The 18,966-nt window shown below is 59.5% G+C and carries 19 protein-coding genes and 2 pseudogenes; 15 read left to right on the top strand and 6 right to left on the bottom strand.

The window, feature by feature from the left end; translation table 11 throughout:
- Positions 1–252: 252 nt before the first annotated feature.
- Positions 253–657 carry a hypothetical protein gene (locus tag AC066Y_RS35950; protein WP_478277998.1) on the top strand — a complete coding sequence of 135 codons (405 nt, stop codon included), beginning with the start codon at positions 253–255 and terminating at the stop codon, positions 655–657.
- A gap of 554 nt (positions 658–1,211) precedes the next feature.
- Here AC066Y_RS35950 and AC066Y_RS35945 read toward each other — a convergent pair.
- A pseudogene (locus tag AC066Y_RS35945) lies at positions 1,212–1,331 on the bottom strand (transposase); the annotation flags it as partial.
- Between the two features lie 547 nt (positions 1,332–1,878).
- Here AC066Y_RS35945 and AC066Y_RS35940 point away from each other — a divergent pair.
- Complete coding sequence (locus AC066Y_RS35940; protein ID WP_478277997.1) at positions 1,879–2,103, top strand: hypothetical protein; 225 nt, start codon at positions 1,879–1,881, stop codon at positions 2,101–2,103.
- A gap of 150 nt (positions 2,104–2,253) precedes the next feature.
- On the opposite strand, the gene AC066Y_RS35935 is transcribed toward AC066Y_RS35940, so the two are convergent.
- Both AC066Y_RS35935 and AC066Y_RS35930 read right to left on the bottom strand, forming a co-directional pair.
- Positions 2,254–2,670: a hypothetical protein gene (locus AC066Y_RS35935; RefSeq protein ID WP_478277996.1), complete on the bottom strand. Its 417-nt coding sequence runs from the start codon at positions 2,668–2,670 to the stop codon at positions 2,254–2,256.
- A gap of 603 nt (positions 2,671–3,273) precedes the next feature.
- Positions 3,274–4,707: an amidase family protein gene (locus AC066Y_RS35930; RefSeq protein ID WP_478277995.1), complete on the bottom strand. Its 1,434-nt coding sequence runs from the start codon at positions 4,705–4,707 to the stop codon at positions 3,274–3,276.
- A 79-nt stretch (positions 4,708–4,786) separates the two neighbouring features.
- Here AC066Y_RS35930 and AC066Y_RS35925 point away from each other — a divergent pair, with 79 nt between their 5' ends.
- The 9 genes and pseudogenes from AC066Y_RS35925 to AC066Y_RS35885 all read left to right on the top strand — a co-directional run bounded on the left by AC066Y_RS35925 (position 4,787) and on the right by AC066Y_RS35885 (position 12,592).
- Positions 4,787–5,617: a FadR/GntR family transcriptional regulator gene (locus AC066Y_RS35925; protein WP_478277994.1), complete on the top strand. Its 831-nt coding sequence runs from the start codon at positions 4,787–4,789 to the stop codon at positions 5,615–5,617.
- Between the two features lie 9 nt (positions 5,618–5,626).
- A complete protein-coding gene (gene urtB / locus AC066Y_RS35920) occupies positions 5,627–6,523 on the top strand; it encodes an urea ABC transporter permease subunit UrtB (RefSeq protein ID WP_478277993.1) in 897 nt (298 codons plus the stop codon).
- Position 6,524: 1 nt separating this feature from the next.
- Entirely contained in the window at positions 6,525–7,556 is a 1,032-nt protein-coding gene (locus AC066Y_RS35915) for a branched-chain amino acid ABC transporter permease (RefSeq protein ID WP_478277992.1), read from the top strand.
- On the top strand, positions 7,553–8,290 hold the full coding sequence (locus AC066Y_RS35910; protein WP_478277991.1) for an ATP-binding cassette domain-containing protein: 738 nt from the start codon (positions 7,553–7,555) through the stop codon (positions 8,288–8,290). The genes AC066Y_RS35915 and AC066Y_RS35910 overlap by 4 nt, the downstream gene beginning before the upstream one ends.
- Positions 8,277–8,975: an ABC transporter ATP-binding protein gene (locus AC066Y_RS35905; RefSeq protein ID WP_478277990.1), complete on the top strand. Its 699-nt coding sequence runs from the start codon at positions 8,277–8,279 to the stop codon at positions 8,973–8,975. The genes AC066Y_RS35910 and AC066Y_RS35905 overlap by 14 nt, the downstream gene beginning before the upstream one ends.
- 19 nt (positions 8,976–8,994) lie before the next feature.
- Positions 8,995–10,188, top strand: a complete 1,194-nt coding sequence (locus AC066Y_RS35900; RefSeq protein ID WP_478277989.1) for an ABC transporter substrate-binding protein — start codon at positions 8,995–8,997, stop codon at positions 10,186–10,188.
- A gap of 26 nt (positions 10,189–10,214) precedes the next feature.
- Positions 10,215–10,763, top strand: a complete 549-nt coding sequence (locus AC066Y_RS35895; protein WP_478277988.1) for an amino acid synthesis family protein — start codon at positions 10,215–10,217, stop codon at positions 10,761–10,763.
- Between the two features lie 169 nt (positions 10,764–10,932).
- On the top strand, positions 10,933–11,628 hold the full coding sequence (locus AC066Y_RS35890) for a hypothetical protein (RefSeq protein WP_478277987.1): 696 nt from the start codon (positions 10,933–10,935) through the stop codon (positions 11,626–11,628).
- A gap of 399 nt (positions 11,629–12,027) precedes the next feature.
- Positions 12,028–12,592 (top strand): annotated as a pseudogene (locus AC066Y_RS35885) (TetR/AcrR family transcriptional regulator).
- Between the two features lie 32 nt (positions 12,593–12,624).
- On the opposite strand, the gene AC066Y_RS35880 reads toward AC066Y_RS35885, so the two are convergent.
- Positions 12,625–13,206: a DUF2867 domain-containing protein gene (locus tag AC066Y_RS35880; RefSeq protein ID WP_478277986.1), complete on the bottom strand. Its 582-nt coding sequence runs from the start codon at positions 13,204–13,206 to the stop codon at positions 12,625–12,627.
- A gap of 140 nt (positions 13,207–13,346) precedes the next feature.
- Between AC066Y_RS35880 and AC066Y_RS35875 the strand changes: the two genes are divergently transcribed.
- Positions 13,347–14,291, top strand: coding sequence for a GlxA family transcriptional regulator (locus AC066Y_RS35875; protein ID WP_478277985.1), 945 nt, complete (start codon positions 13,347–13,349; stop codon positions 14,289–14,291).
- A gap of 445 nt (positions 14,292–14,736) precedes the next feature.
- Here AC066Y_RS35875 and AC066Y_RS35870 read toward each other — a convergent pair whose 3' ends face one another.
- Positions 14,737–15,264, bottom strand: a complete 528-nt coding sequence (locus AC066Y_RS35870; protein WP_210204544.1) for a RidA family protein — start codon at positions 15,262–15,264, stop codon at positions 14,737–14,739.
- Positions 15,265–15,301: 37 nt separating this feature from the next.
- A complete protein-coding gene (locus AC066Y_RS35865) occupies positions 15,302–15,823 on the bottom strand; it encodes a nuclear transport factor 2 family protein (RefSeq protein ID WP_478277984.1) in 522 nt (173 codons plus the stop codon).
- Between the two features lie 424 nt (positions 15,824–16,247).
- Here AC066Y_RS35865 and AC066Y_RS35860 point away from each other — a divergent pair, with 424 nt between their 5' ends.
- Genes AC066Y_RS35860 through AC066Y_RS35850 form a run of 3 tightly spaced genes read left to right on the top strand, consistent with a single transcriptional unit; the run spans position 16,248 to position 18,611 of the window.
- Positions 16,248–17,057 (top strand): DJ-1/PfpI family protein, encoded by an 810-nt coding sequence (locus tag AC066Y_RS35860; RefSeq protein ID WP_478277983.1) that lies wholly within the window; start codon positions 16,248–16,250, stop codon positions 17,055–17,057.
- 14 nt (positions 17,058–17,071) lie between these two features.
- Positions 17,072–18,118 carry an alpha/beta hydrolase fold domain-containing protein gene (locus AC066Y_RS35855; protein ID WP_478277982.1) on the top strand — a complete coding sequence of 349 codons (1,047 nt, stop codon included), beginning with the start codon at positions 17,072–17,074 and terminating at the stop codon, positions 18,116–18,118.
- On the top strand, positions 18,096–18,611 hold the full coding sequence (locus AC066Y_RS35850) for a nuclear transport factor 2 family protein (protein ID WP_478277981.1): 516 nt from the start codon (positions 18,096–18,098) through the stop codon (positions 18,609–18,611). The genes AC066Y_RS35855 and AC066Y_RS35850 overlap by 23 nt, the downstream gene beginning before the upstream one ends.
- Positions 18,612–18,966 lie beyond the last annotated feature (355 nt).

The following is an 18,966-nucleotide window of genomic DNA, read 5'->3' as shown; positions in this document are numbered from 1 at the left end:
ATAGCGGACTCTGGCAAGCCGTGCGCCAGGAAAGTTTATGGGTTCACGGCCTAGTAGACGGTGGCCTTTTATCGCGGACCGGTTCGCGGACCGCCTTAATTTCCGATCTGCAAAATGTCGCCGGTGCCCAATTCACGCCGGACCAAATCGTGCCAGACCCAGTTAAAGTCGTGCCATTAGCGGCAACGGAAACCCTGCCCGTTGAATAGGAATTAAGTGCGGTCAATGGGGAGTCCTAACCTGAATACGTTCTTGCGCTTCGGCGATTGGCAACCATTCGCCCTCTACTTTTCGGCAGACCTTGCCCGTGTCCGGTTGGAACGCGAGCCAGCCGCGCGCATCCGATGGAGGCTCGGAGAGTTCGGGTGGCAAATTGCTGGGGTCGAGCATTGTGTACTTTCAGGGTTGCGTGATGTCGTCTTGCCTACACCGCGCGTTGTGCTAAATCGCGCCCCCTACAACAAAAGGAGCGCCGAGTTGGCCAAGAATGGAAAAGTAATCCGTCGCAAGTGGACGACAGAAGATGTTCGCGATCTGAAGGTTCTCGCAAAGCAGAAGTTGGGTGCCGAGAAAATCGCAAAAAAGCTGAAGCGGACGAAGAGCGCTACGATTGCGAAGGCGTTTACTCTTGGTGTGTCGCTGGAGACGCAAGGTTAACTACCCGCTCTGCCGCCTTCAGCAACCGCGCCCTCAACTCCAACACACAGCCTCGACCGGCACCGTGTCACACCCCACTAACGACCTTGGCTCAAGATCTAGCGGACTGGCGGCGAACTTCGACCGGCCAAGCGCGGCGGCAAGCTGGATCTTGAGGTTCTGAAGCTCGTATGGATTATGCGGGCCTACGTCGACCTAGCGGTCTTCGATCTGGATAACACCCCATACAACGGGTACGCATCGTTCCTGCCTGCCTTTTACGCCATCGTCGATGCGGTGGAGGCACTTCTGCGCTGTGATAAAGAATTGCTCCTAAGCCAGTTGAAGGCCGTGCATGTCAAACATCACGACGTTGAACATCCTTACGCGCTTTCGAAACCAACATAGTCCTGGCACACGTGACGGCTGAGGGCGCCGAGCAAATTTGGCGCCTTCCCGATCCAGCTTTTCACGCATTCAACAAGGTACGAAAAAGCAAACTACAATTGTTTTCTGATGTTCGAGAAACCCTCTATGAGCTAAAGCGCCGTGGCGTCCGATTGGTCGCATTCACCAACGGCAAATACTTTGCCGCGGTTGGCCCAGCGAGTGAAACGCGCGTGTACGCTCTTCCACTTACCATAGCGCTCCGGCAGGTGCTGCCAGTTGGCACCAGACCGTAGAACCCACAAAACCTGCGGCCGGGACCAGCTACCTTGGCCGAGCCCATTGTGCCTCGCTTACCTCATAGCGCTTCACACCCATCAATACGCTCCGAATCAAAAGGTTGCCTGGACCCAAACTCCGGAGAACCGCTGTGGCGCAAGATCGGCGATATGATCGTCGGTCGGGTCGGCTCATGACGACGCGTTTCCGACCGCTGCACGAATTGGCGCTTTTCGCGGCTAGGCAGATTTGGATAGCCGTCTTAGGAATGGGTCCGCTGCCCAGTGCAGCAGATTTCCTAAGATCGATGCCCTGATCGCCGTCAAAGCCTTCTTCGATCGAGGATACCGGGGGCAGCAACCGATTTCAGCGTCGCATTCGCCGGCAAAAATGGGGCCTCACATATCGGAGCGCTGAGAAGCTAGGATCATGCGGGGCATGGGAAAGTGCCGGCCGCCGCCGGACTTGAGGCACGGCACGCGATAGGCCAGCAACATCGGCGCTAGCTGCCGCGGGCTCTGCGTTGCTGCCCTCTTCCCAGCATGGCAAGCTGCCGGCCACGTGATTGGGGGATCGATGAACCGGCTTCAGAAATTTATTGAACAAGGCGCCTTCGGTGAGGCGCCCGGGCGGACCGCGTACGCCATCAATCCGAGCAAGCTGCCTGCGCCAAAGCGCGGGCTTGAGTGGCGACCGGTGGATGGTTTCCAGCCGGGCGAAGCAATCTTGTCTGATCCCGGGCTTAAACGCGTGTTTGAAGAGGCGTTGAGACAAGGGTACGCGGTGGTTGCCCCGACATAGACCCTTCGATCGCGTTTCTCGGATCGATCCCGCGCCGATCATCGGGCGCGCTCTTGCCGAGATCGACGAAAACTTTATCCGCCGCGATCTGACGTCGACGCAGCGAACGAGGGCTTGCAATCGCGTCACGCGATTGAGCATCCGCGCGTTTCACGCCGTTCGTCGATTTGATCGACCTTTGCCGCGGCGACGCCGTGTTCGTTGACGACGGCTTCGGGGAGGATCGGACAATCTCGCCGCATCTGTCGCCCCCGGCGCGGCGGGTTCAGTCGCTGGCGGATCGTCCAATGATCGAAGCGGCGATCTTCGAACGGCGACCGCAGTTTCAAGCGCGGCCAGGAATAGCCGCCCCTCCTCCGTGATTTCCCAGCCCGCACTATCCCGAAGCACGAACTTGGCCGTGAAGATATTCAGATCGGGCGCGTGCTCAGCCAACCGCTTCATGCGATCAGTCCAGTCCTTGCCGCTGTTGATCAAGATTTCGACGGCGTGCCGGACCTCGGCAACGGAGGCTCGCCCGGCGGACTGGCCGGCCAGCACTTTCAAGACGGTCAGTTGGAAGGACACTTCCACGTCTCCGGGTCTGGCTGGGTGCAAAGTCTCGGCGAGATCGGTTAACCGCCGGTCAAAAATCTGACTGACGCGCCGGCTTCTTCTCTCGCGAAATTCGAATTTTCCTGATTGGTTCGCCTCGCTATTGCTGGCGCGAGCGTGCCGCAGATCGCTGCTGTGACCGGCCACTCCTTGAAGGACGTCGAGGCCATCTTCGGATGACCAGCGATATCTCCGGCCAAGGTTAGCTGACCGACGGCCGCCGCGCTCGCCCGTGTGTGTTGAGGGCCGCGGGCTGCTATCGCCGGCTGTCGGGGTTCGAATCAGAGGTGCGCTACATCGCCGGGCGCATCACTTTCTAAAGAATCTTTCCTATGATCGAGATTGACATTTAGATGCCGACGCAAACTTAGGGCCAAGATCACGCACCTTTCTTCATCGGTTCGATTCCGGCCAGGGGCGCTATCTACGTAAAAACTGCGAACATTCGGTTCGCGTTTTGCTCACCTACGATAAGTCTGCTCGAGGGTTGCTTTATCACCCGCGATGCACGCAGGCGCGGTACGTCCACGCGGTCAACGACCGATTTGATGTAAGGCGGAGGGGACCGGTCCTGAATTATCGAATCTCAGGCCATGGCAAAGGGGCCCGACTGGCTTCGAGGATCATACTCGCCCGCAAGACGGTCGTATCCGCAAATCGTGCCCCAACCAGATGGATTCCGATCGGAAGTCCAGTTTTGCTAAAGCTCATCGGTACCGACGCTGCAGGCACGCCTGCCTGATTACACCAGCTCGTAAGAAACGGGACGATCGGTGGGCTCGCTGGAAGCCAGGGTGTGCGAGGCGCAACAATAGGCGATACAGGACCAAGTAGAAGGTCGTAACGCGAAAAGAACGTGTTGATGTCCCGGCCGACATCCGCGCGTGCAGCAACGGCCTCGAGGAATGCGTGCCTGGGAAGGCTCTCACCTAGCTCCGCCAGTTTGAGCAGACCCGGATCGAGGAGATCTCGCTTTTCAGAGAGGCTGCGAACAACGGCTGCACAATACGAAGTCCACATCGTGAAATGCAACGCCCGGCAATTCTCCACGGCCGGCGGGTCCGCATCGACAATGAGTGCTCCGTGGGATGCGAGAATGTCGGCTGCTCGTTTGACGGCCTGCGCAATTTCAGGGTCGCCGCTGACGTTTGGCAGCCCCATGGCGGTGGTCACCGCGACCTTCATTCCCTCCACGCCGCGTCCGATTTCCGCAAGGTAATCGACCTCATCAGGGGGAAGAGAATACCAGTCGCGGACGTCGGGTCGGGTGATTTCCTGCATCATGAGAGCGGCATCCGTGACGGTGCGGGTCATCGGGCCAACATGACTCAGCGGCGCGAATGTGCCGCGAGGATAGTGAGGCACACGTCCAAAGCTTGGCTTGAAACCGAAGATGCCGGACCATGCTGCTGGTACTCGAATCGAACCGCCTCCATCAGTACCGAGTGCGATGGGGCCAAGTCCGGCTGCCACGGCCGCGGCGGCGCCGCCGCTTGAGCCACCCGGAGAGTGTTCTCGGTTCCAAGGATTCACGGTGATGCCGGTCAATGGGCTTTCCGTGGTCACTTTGTAGGCGAATTCCGGCATGGTGGTCTTGCCGAGAATGACGGCGCCGGCCTCGCGCAGCCGTGCAACGGACGGGCTGTCCTGCTTGAACGAGGTTGCGCGGTCGATCGCGCGTGAACCGAACAGGGTCGGCGTACCGTCAGCCTGTATATTGTCTTTGACCGAGACAGGCACTCCGTCGAGCGCGCTGAGCGCTGCGCCGCGCCGATGCCGCTCTTCCGCTTGGCGAGCCTGCGCCAGCACCTCGTCCTCATCGACGAAGCAGAACGCTTTGAGCGACGGATTAATTGCCGATAGGCGGTCCAGGATCGCGTGACAAACCTCCACCGGCGAAATTTCGTGGCGTTCATAGCCCCTCGAAAGCTGGCTGGCGGAGAACGCCCACAGCTCCCGGGGTGAATGAACGCTGGCGGATCCTTCTCTTGGTGCCTTGCCGGTTGACATGCTCGTCCTTCTGGTTATATTTATTATGATAAATATATTCATTAGCCGTTCGGCATCCGGACGGTCAAGGTCCGGTGAAATGAACCAAACTCCCGACGCGTCGAAGTCGCCCCGGCCTCGCAAGCCGCTGAACGCCCAGAAGCGCGGCGACCTCGTCGCCGAAGAAATCAAGCGCTGGATCGCGGAGCACGCCATGCAGCCCGGAGACCGGTTTCCGAAGGAAAGCGAACTTCAGGACACGTTCGGGGTGTCCAAAGGGACGATGCGGGAGGCGTTAAAATCGCTTGAGGTGCAAGGACTCGTGACGATCAGCACCGGCCCCGCCGGCGGCGCACGCGTTGGCGAAGTTGAGTTGGACCGTACATTCCAGTTGCTGCAGAACTACCTGTTCTTCAAGGACGTCACGATCCACGATATCTATGCGATCCGTCGCGTCATTGAGCCTGAATTGGCCGCAGGTGCGGTGCCGCATCTGACCGAGGAGCAAATCGCTGCGCTCGAGCGCAGCATTGAAACCTGCGCGCCGCACTCTAAGGATCGCGCACATGCGCTGCTCCAGCGCCAGGAAGACCTGCACTTCCACGACATTCTTGCACAGGCCAATCCGAACCCGCTGCTGCGCCTGTTCTGTCAGATCATCAACCAGATGTTGCGTCACCTTGTTGTGCTCGGGAGCGATCCCGCCGGCAAGGAGTATCGCCGCTTCGGGGATGCCAACGTCGCTGCGCATCGCGCTATCGTGGCGGCAATCCGCAAGAAGGATGCCGACGCCGTTCGTCAGCTCATGCTTGAACACATCGTGGAGGCAGAGCGATATGTCAGGCGCCTCAACGCCGATGTGAGCCGACGCCTCGTTCTGGATTCGGATTTGCGCATGAATGTCACGCCGCGGATCTCCGGAAACAATTGAGGGGCCGTCGTGGCTGATATTGCCGTCATCGTGCTTAACGCGCTTACGCTGATCAGCATTCTTGCGCTTGTCGCGCTCGGGCTTGCGATCATCTTCGGCCTGATGGACGTCATCAATCTCGCCCACGGCGAGCTGGTGACGATTGGCGCCTACACGGTTTCGCTCGCTCAGGTGATCGGAAGTTCCTATGGTGCCGGAGCGTTCTGGCTTGGACTCTGCGCGGCTCCATTGCTCGGAGCACTTATCGGCCTGGCGATCGAAATGCTGATCGTTCAGAGGCTCTATCTCCGCCCACTCGATACGCTGCTCGCCACATTCGGATTGAGCCTTGTCCTGCAAAAGCTCATCGAGCTTGGTTTTGGCGCGCGTCCCCAGAACGTCCAGACGCCGATTGCAGGCGTCTTGCCGATCCTTGGTGCGGAATATCCGACCTATCGGCTCTTCATTATCGCTATGGCGGCAGTACTGATCGCGATATCGATGATCGCGTTCACACGTACGCGCATTGGTCTTGATCTGCGAGCTATGCTGCAGAACCGGATCATGGCGGAGGCGCTCGGCATTGATACCAAACGGGTCGGGAGGCTTGCGTTCTGTGCTGGCAGTGCGCTCGCGGCGACCGCGGGAGCATTGGTCGCGCCTCTGGCGTCGGTCGAAGCCCATCTCGGCTCCTTCTACATCGGTAAGGCCTTCTTTGTGGTGATCGTCGGCGGGATCGGATCATTGATCGGCCCCGTCATCGGGAGCGTATTGATGGGGAGCGCCGAGACGTTGCTGAGCTATCGCATTGACCCGTCAGCGGCATCGGCGCTCAGCCTCGGCCTTGCCATCGTGATCATGCGCATGCGGCCACAGGGGCTCATCCCGGGCTTCAGCGCGGCGCACGACATGACGGGAAGACGCTGACATGGTTCGCCTCGCGCAAATAGCGACACTCTGCCGACAGGAGCCGTTGGCTAAGGGTGAACGCCGCATTGCCCTGTTGACGGCTCTTGGGTTTGCCTGCCTCGCGCTGCTGCCGGCAATGATCAGCGAATACGGACTTTCGGCTCTACGGGACGCCGTGATCATGGCTATCCTGTCCCTCAGCCTCGATCTCCTCTGGGGCCGGGCTCACATTCTGAGTCTGGGGCATGCCGTTTTCTTTGGTCTTGGCGCCTATGGCACGGCCATCGCCACGACAAAGTTCATGCTTGGCTCATTCCTCGGTGTCATGACTGGCATCGGCGCAGCGGTCCTGTTGGCCGGGGCGATCGGCTATTTCCTGATTTACGCTGGCGTCAGGTTGCACTTCTTCGCGATCATAACGATGGCAATGACGATGATTGTGGCTCAACTCGTCGTCAGTTGGTCGTCGCTCACTGGCGGAGATGTCGGCATTCTGGGAATTCCCACTCTTTCGTTCCTGAACGGTGCGATCGATTTCTCCGGGCCTTATGCCAGCTACTACCTGGCGCTCGCCTTGCTGGCAGTCTCGCTTCTCGGCCTGTGGCTCGCCTCCCGGTCCAACTATGGAAAGGTGCTGGCCGCACTCGGAATGAACGAATTTCGCGCACATTCCCTGGGTCACGATACGTCTCTCTATCTTCTGGGAGTCTTCGTGTTCTCGGCAGCGCTGGCCGCTCTCGCGGGAAGCCTGTTTGCCGCCACCAATCAGGTGGTCGCTCCCGACCTGTTCCTGCCCTCGATGTCCATGGAGATCCTGGTGTGGGTCGCCGTGGGCGGCCGCGGTACGTTGATCGGTCCGGTCGTCGCGGCGCTGCTCGTCACCCGGCTGCAATTTGAGCTTGCGAGCTACAGCGCCAACCTGTGGCCGATCCTGCTTGGCGGCCTTTTCGTTCTTCAGGTGCTTTTCGTGCCGGACGGCCTCGCGGTAGTTCGCAGGATTCGCTGGCCATCAACGCATCGGTCGACCGCCTCAATAGAGGCGAACCGATGAGCCAACCGCTGTTATCTGCCTCGCAGCTATCCGTTGCGTTCGGGGCTGTCAGAGCAGTTAGCAACGTCGGATTCAATCTGTCGTCCAACGAGCTGATCTGCATCATCGGTCCGAATGGGGCAGGCAAGAGCACGTTGCTCAATATCCTGTCGGGCGCGCAGCGGCCGAACGCTGGTGGACTCAGACTTGGCGGCAAAGACATGATCGGACAACCGCTTCACGCATTCAGTCGGTCTGGAATCGTCCGAAAGTTTCAAGGCGCGAATGTATTTTCACACCTGTCAGTCCGCGACAATCTGATCGTCGCGGGTGTCGCGGTCGAGGCGCATAGCGGCGTTTCGATGCCCGACCCGAATGACGTGTTGCAAACGATCAAACTTGCGCCGCAGGCCAAGCTACCAGCCAACGCGATCTCGCACGGCCAGCGCCAGTGGCTTGAGGTCGGCATGACCTTGATGTGCCGTCCGCATGTTCTGCTGTTGGACGAGCCGACAGCCGGGATGACAGTCGAAGGCGTAAAGGACATGGCGCGCCTCGTCGAGCGTCTTCGCGAGCGCTGTGCCGTTGCCGTGATCGAGCACAATATGAGTTTCGTGCGTTCGCTGAACTGCCGGATACTGGTGATGCACCAGGGCGAGTTGATCGGCGACGGTGCACTTGAAGACATTCAACAGGATGCGCGTATCCGCGACGCGTATCTCGGTCGCTCGGTCTCCAGACATGCTCAACATTGAGAATCTAACTGCAGGCTACGGGCTTGCGCCGATCATCAGCAACTTGAGCCTGCGCGTCGAGATCGGCGAGGTTCTGTCCGTGCTTGGCCGCAATGGATCGGGAAAGTCAACCCTTGCCAAGTCGATTATCGGGATCGTTCCAGACGTTTCCGGGTCCGTTCGAGTCCACGGCGCACAGGTCGTCGGTCTCCCCGCGCACCGCATCGCGAGACTTGGCGTTGCCTATGTCCCGCAGGGGCGCGGCATTTTTTCACGGCTCACCGTGAGAGAAAATCTCGAACTCGGCAGCCGGTCTCGTCGCGACGGCAAGACGAACGTTGACGAGACCATTTTCGGCTATTTCCCGGTGTTGCGTCAACGCCTCGACCAGAAAGGCGGCACGATGTCCGGCGGCGAGCAGCAGATGCTCGCGATCGCGCGTGCGCTCTGCGGACAGCCCGACGTATTGCTGATGGACGAGCCCTCCGACGGAATCGCGCCGATGATCGTCGACTTGATCGGCGAGCTGCTCCCGACGCTGGCGCGCGATATGTCGCTCGCCATTGTGCTGGTCGAACAGAATATCGATCTCGCGATCGCAGCGGGACAGCGCTGCATCGTCATGGACCGTGGCGGGATCGTTCATGAGGGGGCGCCCACGGAGTTCAGGGACCCGGACCTTCTGCAAAAGTATTTCGCAATTTGACGGTTGAAGAAGGGGTGGAATGATGTCGCGCGCTACGCATTTGTTGAATCGCAGGCGCCTGCTGCTTGCTGGAGCGGCCTCCACAGCAGCACTGATCGGGGCTCCGGCCATTTTGCGAGCAGCGGAAGTGGTCAAGATCGGATTTCTCGGGCCACTCAGTGGACCCTTGGCGTTCGTCGGACAGACCAATCAGAACTGCCTGACGCTTGCCGTCGACGAGGTGAACGCCGCCGGAGGAGCGGCGGGGCGGCAGATCGAGATCGTGACCGAAGACAGCGAGATGTCCACGCGGACGACCCTTGAAAAGGCACGCAAGTTGTTCGGCCCGGATGGCGTCGCCATGATCACCGGCACGGTTCTACCTTCCGAACGCGAGGCGATCCTGACGGTTGCAGCCAGCGCGAAGAAGCTCCTATTCCACCCGAATTTCGATGAAGGACGATGCCATCCCAGGCTGGTTACGACAGGCCTCACCATCAACCAGAGTGTCAATCCGGCTATCGAATGGCTGGCGAGCAATGCCGGCAAATCGATTTATGTCCTGGCGTCGGATCTCGGAACCAATCGGGATGTTCTCGTTCCGGCCATCAAGACATCGATCGAAGCGAAAGGCGGTAAACTCGCGGGCGTCCAGTTCTTCCCGTTTGGAGCTCGTGATTTCGGTCCGGCCTTCCAGCAGGTCAGAGAATCGGGCGCCGACATCGTATGGCATGGCATTGGCGACGACCCGGTCACGTTCGTCAAACAATACAAGAGCTTCGAGATGAAGCCGCAACTGGCGACCAATCTCATTCACGAATCGATCGCCGCAGCGACGGAAGGCGCCGCCGCAGGTGGCCTTAGTGTTGAGGACTATTTCATGAGCATCGATACGCCAAGCAATAAGGCGATGCTCGCGGCCTATGACAAGCGATTTGCAGCTTCGGTGCGCCGTACTGTTCGTGGCACCACAGTGGTGCTTCCGCATGGAGAGCGAACCTATGTCGCGCTGAAGCTTTGGGCCGATGCGGTTCGTCGCGCGGGCTCCCTCGACACCGACAAGATCCGTATCGTCTTTCCACAAGTTGAAATCGAGGCCCCGAGGGGAAATGCGCGACTCGACAGTTCCGGGCACGTCATCTGCGAGGCGCTGCTGGGGCGGGTTCAGCCAGACAACGGCATTGAGACCATCGCAGATCTCGGCAATCTGCCGGCGCAATGTGTAGCTTCGTAGTCGGCGCCTCGGAATGAGACTTGGCCATGACAACCGTTCGCAAAATCGTCGCCATCGTCGAGGACCTTCATCAGGAGGTCGACAGGGAGCTCGCACCGTCGGTGCGCAAGGTCGTCGTCGCGGCGGTGCTCGGCAACCCGTTTGCGGGCCGCTTCGCCGAGGACCTATTTCCTCTGATCCAGGCAGCGGATAATGTCGGACCCATCCTTGCGAAACGCGCCGTCGAACTGCTCGTATATCGCAGACCGGCCGTCAGTTATGGCAAAGGAGCCATTGTCGGTCTCCGCGGGGAGCTGGAACATGGCGCGGCGCTTCTCCATCCGACACTCGGGAAATACATTCGTGCGGTCGTCGGCCGAGGATTGGCTGTCATTCCCTCCGTCACCAAGCGGGCCGCCGCTGGCGCAAGCGTCGATATTCCCCTTCACCAGAAAGATGATGAGTGGAGCTTCGATCATTTCGATGCGGTATCGCTCTCGATTCCGGATGCGCCCCTGGATGATGAGATCGTTCTGGCCGTAGCGCTCGCCGACGCAGGCCGACCCCTTGCAAGGGTGCGAAAGTCCGGAACTTGAGTTCCTCATGATTGGCGCGAGTTCAGATCACTCATTGAGATGCCAGAGTTCGACGATTTGTCGTCTCTAAGCCCCTGCCCTATTGGACCACGCATGATCTTCGCCGCACGGTTGCCACCGTGATGACCGATCGGCTGGGCATTCTGCCACATGTCGCAGGCGCTACACGATGATCTCTAAGGATCTGCTCGGCTGCGCGACGTCGCGGAACAAGGGCACCTGCGACAGCCGGCTGAATATCCGACGGGACGCGCTCGTAGCCTCGGTGCTCAGCGGCTTGCGGACCCACCTGATGGAGCCGGAGCTATTCAAGGAGTTCTGCGACGAGTTTACCCGCGAGGTGAACCGGCTGCGGATTGAGCGTAGCGCAGACATCATCAGTCAGCGAAAAGAGCTAGAACGCGTCCAGCGGGACTTGGACCGAGCAATCCAAGCCATCCTGGATGGCGTGCCGGGCGCTCAGCTCAAGTACAAGATCGGCGGTCTGGAAGCCCGCAAGGCCGAGCTGACCGAATTGCTGGCGAACGCCGAAGAGCCGCCGCCCCTCCTGCATCCGAATATGGCCGAGATCTACCGTCAGCGGATCGCGGCGCTCTATGAGAGCCTGCAGAGCGAGGACGGGAAGGCCGAGGCCGCGGAAGTCTTTCGCACCCTAGTCGATCAGGTGACGCTTGTGCCTGAAGAGGCGGAGTTGGCGATCGTGCTGCGCGGCGACCAGGCCGCGATCCTTCGGTTCGCCGCGAACAAGAAAGACCCCGACATCCTCTCGGAAGCCGGGGTTTTGGGTGCCTTGCTTTCGCAAGGATCGTTGGTTGCGGGGAGGCGCAACCACCGATACCGACATTCGGTTCAAGTTGCGATCTGACCGTGGGGCTCCCTGCGTCCCGAACGCAGTGAGCATCTTCTAAGTTATTGATCTTTCTTGATGTGGGGACCGCATTGGTCGCGTTCTGTTCACGGTCGTTTCACCCAATTCGTTGCGAATTCGTTGCGGCGTCCTAGACGAGAACGGGACTGCGGGGGATCTGAGATAGTTGGATGCTGGCTGAGACTTGATCCTGGCCGCCGGCAACACGGCGCCTTTCCAAATTCCTAGTTTCCAAATGAACAGCCGAGTGGAGCGCTAAGTCCAGGAGTTCCGCACCAACGCCAGCCTTGAGCGAACGCCCGAATGGCGGAATCAAAACCTGCTTGATTATTCAACGATTTTAACGCGCGTTTGGAAAAAATCGGAGGATTGTACCTCAGCAATATCAATATGTTGGTGGTTGTTTCCAAACGAAGAGGCTCGGGGATTGCTGCCAGGCAGATCGCTCAATCGCATGGTTGCAGCGGACTGAACTTCCGCGATCTCGCAGACCAGGTCGGGATCAAGGCGGCGAGCATCTATCACCACTTCCCCAGCAAGGCGGGCTTGGGTGCAGCGGTTGCTCGGCGCTACTGGGAAGATACCGAAAGCGAGCTCGAAAGCTTACTCAGAGACGCGGCGGATCCGATCAGTGCACTACGGGAGTATCCGAAAAATCTTCCGGAGATCGCTTGAGAGCAACAATCGGCTTTGCCTTTGCAGCTTCATGTCGGCCGAATATGATGATCTTCCGGATGAGGTGACGGCAGAGGTTCAGACCTTCTCCGACGTCAACGTGGCCTGGATCAGCAAGGCGCTTGTCGCCGCCGACGTGGCGCGCCCAGATAACAGCCAGGCGCGGGCACGTGCGATCTTTGCGGCAGTCGCCGGAGCTCAGCTCATGGCGAGAAGCCGCTCTGACATATCATTGTTTGACGCGTTGATCGAAAGCTACCGGGCCACAGGGCTCCTGCCGGCATAGAAGCATGACCGTCGCTCGGTCCCTGTTAGCGTTCAATCCGATGCGTTGCTGGCGTTGGCTGGGCCCGTCGCGGGAGGCGGCTGAGCGGCACGGCCGCTATCACTCGGCCATCCGCGCTTCTGCGCTTGATCGAGCGACGATCGTACGACCAAGCGATGGAAGGGCGCGATAAGCGCGATGTAAGCCCGGCCCAGCAGACGATTGTAGAAGACGAGCGTCGTTACGATCAGTCGACGGGGCCGGCCCTCGGATGTCGGTTGCAAGAGGACCGACACACGGAAATCGAGATGCCGGTCGTCTTCTCCCAGGATGATCTCGTCCTGGTCTCGATCGAAGACACGAAAGATGCTGATGCGGTCGCCTCCGCTGGACTGCAGATCGGCTGCTCTTTTGAGGCCGAAAGGCCGCACTAGAATGTCTCGGATGCTCATCAGCATCGCGATCCACTCAGGTTGCTGTTCGAAGACATGTCGTGCGAGCGCCTCTACGTCCCCAGAGGCCGTTTCTGGCAAGTCCGCCGAAAACGCATCGGCAAAATCGGCTCGGCCATAGGACGAGCTCAGCCGCGAGACCGACGGCAAGTCGGCCGGCTCGATCTTGGGACACCTACGCATGCTCGGGCACCGACGCTGGGCTCCGAGCCCCCTCATAATGCGGGATCAGAATGGTCATGGGTGGCCTCCCCGGTTCACACGGATTATGTCGGCAGGAGCGTATGGCGCAAAGGACTTGGATCCCTTAGAATGCGCCAACGATGCACATCGTCGGATTTTTCGTTTACCCAGGCCATCAGATCCTCGACCTTGCTGGCCCGTTCGCTGCCTTCGAGACCGTGGCCAAGGTCGCCGGGCGGCCGCTTTACAGGCTTGAGGTCCTATCGCGCGCCGGTGGACTCGTCCCGAGCAGCGGTGGCGTTCCGGTGACCACCATGGCGGCCGGTGACGCCAATGTGAACACGCTTGTCATTTCCGGCGGCGACATCGCCCCGATGCTTAAACCGGGCGAAGTGCAGGCGGTGGCGCGGCTTGCCGTGCGGACATCCAGGATCGCGAGCGTCTGCACTGGTGCATTTCTGCTGGCCGAGGCAGGACTGCTCGATGGAAAACGCGCCACCACGCATTGGCGGATGGCGCACCAGTTGCAACGGAGGTATCCGGCGGTGGAGGTCGATGCCGACAAGATCTTTATCGCCGATCGCGCTATCTGGACATCGGCAGGCGTCACGGCAGGCATCGACCTTGCTTTGGCGCTGATCGAGGCTGACCACGGCGTCGAACTAGCGCGCAAAGTAGCGCGCGAACTTGTCGTCTATCATCGACGCGCCGGCGGACAATCGCAATATTCCCCGATCTCTCAGATGGAACCGGAGTCCGATCGCATAAGGATCGCATTGGCTTTCGCACGCGATCGTCTGCAGGAGCCGTTACCTATCGAACGCCTTGCGGAAGCTGCGCGTCTCAGCCTTCGTCAATTCGGCCGCGCATTTCGGCGCGAAACGGGTGAGACGCCAGCGAGGGCTGTCGAACGACTTCGGCTCGAAGCGGCCCGCGCACGATTACAGGCCGGATCTGAGCCGATCGAGGCGATCGCGCAAGCGGTCGGTTTCACCGACCCCGAGCGCATGCGGCGAGCCTTTGTAAAACATTACGGCATGCCTCCCCAGGCGGTCCGCCGCCTCGATCGGCAGACCGGCAAGTGACTACTCTCGGCCCTAAATGGCCGAGCTTCGGCAACGCTGGAGATCGTCACATCTTGACCTTGCCCAGGATCGGCCCGGTGGACCACCATCCGGGTCCAACCCGCCTTTGGCAGGAAGATGCGTCCTTCGAATTTGATCTGTTACGGATCCGGATAGCGATAGGCATTGCTATGTGGGTCGACCACCTTATGCTTCCGCATATAGAGGCAGAACAACTAATCCCCTATTCGAGGATTGGCCGCCGCGATATCCTGGATACTTCGCCTACTATCGGAAGCAGCAGTTCGTACGCCTGCATTGATGGCATTCGTAAACCAGATTCGGGCACCCTAGCAGTTCATGAGTCCCGTCACCTGAATTAGCACCGGAGCGCGCCGTCAATTAAGCGAGTATCTAGCGTGATGTTTTTTGACAGAAACACGTCGGTCGATACGCCGATTCGTCCTTAGCTTCGCAAAGCGGCGATGCTCCGGATCTCGATCTTGAAATCGGGCGAGGTTAGCGCATCAATGCCAATGATCGACCACGCGGGGTACGGCTTTACGGCATAGCGTTCTTTCGCCGCCATGAAGGCTTCGAGATTATGCTGGATATCGACATGGTAGCTAACGACCTCGACCAAGTCGGTCATATCCAGACCCTCAAGGCGCAAAATCTCGGCTGTTCGTTGCAACGCCAGTTCCGTTTGCTCAGCGACGGTGTCACCGATCTTTCCATCGGGCCTGCGCCCGATTTGACCGGCGATAAAGAGCAGCCCGCCGGCCCGAACGGCGGGCGAGTAGCCAAATTTCTCGTATGATCCGATACTGGCTGCGAAGGTTGGGTTGTCTACTGGAATCTCAAGAACTGTTTTTCTCATTGCGGCAATCTTCTTGGTATCCTGCGCCTGGGCGCGTGGCGGAGCGATTGCGACGATGCCGGCGGCAGCACCGGTGAGCGTCATCACGGAGCGTCTGTTAAGCGGTTCGATCATCGGTCCTCTCTATATCGTGAGTATCAAGCATCGCGCATCAGCGCATCCAATCGGACGAAGGTGGCGTGAAGCCGCGAAGACCGGCAAATACGTCGAAGCCCGGTGGCCGCGCGCCATGGATCAGAGGTTCGAATCGGGTTCGCGTCAGGCGCATGAATGCGATCCGCCACTGGCCGTTGTCCCAGCGATAGCGCTCTTCATAGAACCCGGTCCCGTAAAATCCCGTCGCACCGGAGAAGTTCTTGAGGTCCACTGGATGGGGCCACTCAACCAAATCCATCATCGCCCACACGCCTTCGGCAGTGTGGGGTCCGGTCAATCTGATCTCAGGGGTGTGGCAATGGTGGGCGGTCATTGAGGCTTCGAGTCGCCGAGCCAGATCATCGACAAAAGTTGCACCGTTACCGCCAACAATCGTGAAGCCTTCAAGTTGCAGTTCGGGGGTGAACAGCTCTTTCAAGCGGCCCCACTGCTTGCCGTCTATGAAGCGGCAGTAGCGAGACTTGAGGCGCTTGATATCCTCAATGTGTGCCAAGTGTCCCGGCGTTTCTCCGGTCATGATTTGCCTTAATAGTCACCGAAAGCGCTAGTACTTGCAGCCAACCTATCAAGGTCGCTACCGCCGAAAAACGACGTAGATCCCTCATTTCTGGCCGCTAGAGCGGCTTCCACCCGATGTGAGAGGTTGTCCTGGTTGCCACATGGACGAGCATGGATAAGCAAATTTGTTGATGGATCTGCGCTGCGAGGCTCTTTGGAGAACTGACGACCTCCTCGAGTAGCCGAATGCAGCACCAGTTCAGCTCCTGAAAACATCGCCCAAATTGAACGAAAGACTTCCGGACACGCTGCGGTACCCGCACAATTGGCCCTGAGCCATGGCGTGAATTGAGGGAACGATGTCGTTTGGGCCCGGCGTTGATCACGATAAAAATGCTTGAGCGCAATTCGGCGCTGCTGACGTGACAACTGGAGCATTGCACATGGCCGAAGACATCGAGTCAAAGCTAAACGTCTCGGCGTCGGCCGATCTTTCGCGCCGCGCGCTCATGCTCGGCGGTCTCGCCGGGGCCGCCGCGGTCCTAGGCGGTTTACCGCTGCCTGCAGCCATCGCCGCCGAAGCCATCGATGCCGGCAGCCCATTCCACATCCTGTTTGTCCTGTACGAGAAATTCACGCTCCAGGACTTTGCTGGCGCAAATGAGGTACTTGCCCGCCTTCCACATGTGAGGGTTAGTATCGCAAGTCCGCAGGGTGGCACGATCATCTCGGATACGCACGTCTCGATCGGCGGAAGCCAGAAGCTCGCAGACGTGCAGGGCTGCGATTTGATCTGTGTCCCCGGCGGCACGGATCGCTCGACGATGATGACGCCTGATGTGCAGCAGGATTTGCGACGCCTCTCTGACGGGGCAAAATATGTCACCTCGATCTGCAACGGTTCGCTCATCCTTGGAGCAGCCGGCCTTCTGAAGGGGCGACGAAGTGCCTGTCACTGGGCGCAGCGCAATTTACTTCCGCAGTATGGGGCCATCCCAGACCCCGCTCGCGTCGTCATTGACGGCCGCTACACGAGCGGCGGAGGAGTAACGGCCGGCATCGACTTCGCCTTAACCGTAGCTGCCATGCTGCGCGGCCCCGTCCAAGCTCAAGTCGTCCAGTTGCTGATGGAGTACGAGCCTGACCCGCCCTTCCACTCAGGCCGCCCCGAGAGCGCACCGCCTGAGGTTCTAGAGGCTTTTAAGACTCAGTATGCGGCACTCGCAAAAATTGCCGGCCTCGTGAAGGGCTGATAGGAGCACGCCTCGTGAAGACGCTGCCCTCATTCGTGCGGACTGCTGGTTTGGTCGCATTGTCTCTCTGCTTTGGCACTGCGAACGCGCAGGACCGCGTCGCGCCCGCCCGCCCCCTGCCTGCGCCTTCCGACATCAGCAGCGCGCTTCAAACGCTGGTGGCAAAGCCACCACCGGCCGACTTCAATCAGTGGCCCAACACTCCACAGGGTTGGGCTGAACGGCAGCGCTCGAGTGAGGCGAGCGGCACCAAGACGGCGCTGGCCTTGGTGGAGCGCCTGCATGTGACCGTGACACCGATGGTGATGGGCGGCGTGCGCGTGTTCGATGTCATGCCTTCCAGCCTAGCGCCGAAAAATCGCAATCGGCTGCTGCTTCAAGTTCATGCGGGATGCTACGTTCTTGGTGGCGGAGAGGCGGCGGCTGTCGAGGCGATCTTGATGGCAGGCTTCGGTAACTATCACGTCATCGCTATCGATTATCGCATGCCACCGGCCGCTTATTTTCCGGCTGCGCTTGATGATGTGGTTGCCGTCTGGAAAGAGGCGCTCAAGACTCGCAAGTCCTCACAAATGGCCATGTTCGGCACCTCAGCCGGCGCTGCACTCACACTTGCAACAATGTTGCGCGTTAGAGATCAAGGCATCCCGCTTCCTGGCGCCATCGGGCTTGGCGCTCCGATGGCGGACCTGACCGGTGTCGGCGACAGCTTCGCCACCAACTCGATGATTGACAACGTTCTGGTGTCACGCGAGGGCTTCTGCGAGCCGGCAGCTCGCCTCTACGCAAACGGGCACGATGTCGCTGATCCCCTCTTATCACCTATCTACGGGAAGCTTGCGGAGCTTCCGCCAGCGATCCTGACGAGCGGCACGCGAGATTTACTGCTGAGCAGCACGGTACGCCTACACCGCAAGCTTCGCCAGTCCGGTGTGGACGCACAGCTCCAGATCTTCGAGGCCATGTCTCACGCGCAATATCTTCGCGATGACACCATGCCAGAGACGCGTGAGGTGTTCGAGGAGATTGCGTCATTCTTTGACGGCCATCTCTCAAAATAGCAGACCTGAACATCCTAAGGCCAAAAGCAAGGCGGGAGCCGAGATCCTCTTTCTTCATGATACCGAAATTCCCCAAGATGGAGCTGCTGTGATGATGATGGACCATGTTTCTCCTTTTCTCGAAGGAATGCGCGCTCGCAACCCTGATTCTCTTGGCGAGCATCTCGCCGACCACGTGGTGCTGGAGAGTCCAATTTTTACGGAGCCCTTTGTTGGTAAGGAGGCGGCTCTGGGCGTGCTTAGGGTCCTTCTTTCGGGCATCGACCAGTTCGAGGCGACCGACATCATCGCGGGTGAGAACCGCGCTGCCATCATGTTGCGAATCCGCGCGGGAGACGCCGAGGTCACTGGCGTTGATGATCTGAGCGTCGACACTGATGGCCGGATCGCAAGGATGTCGATCCAGTGGCGCCCTCTTGAAAAGATCGTCGCGATCCAGCAACGGCTCGCTCCCTTGATTGGCGCGCCGAAACTTCGCCTCGTTCAGATATAAGTGTCGCTGACCTACCGGCCTCTGGCCAGCTCGCCTGGGCCAGATCACCGGTAGCCCCGAGCGAATCCCCACCCCACCTGGTGGCGAATCCAGGCATCACGTCGGCTTCCACGGCTTACGGTCAAGCATCGGCAGGAGGGTCATTGCGGCCTCCTGCCGTTATCTCCCGCAATGGCCCGAACTTGAGTGTCTGATGCTGAGTCGGTTGAGGATTCCAGAATTAGGCGAGTGAACCTCCTCCGAATGAGTGGACACCTGTAGTAGGCTCATTGAGCGCGGAGGTGTCGAATGGAACGTCAACGTCGGTCGTTTACCGAGGAGTACAAGCGGCAAGCCGTTGAGCTGGTGGTGTCGA

It is taken from the genome of Bradyrhizobium sp. USDA3010 (genome assembly GCF_056429065.1).
This window is presented reverse-complemented; position numbering and strand designations above follow the sequence as displayed.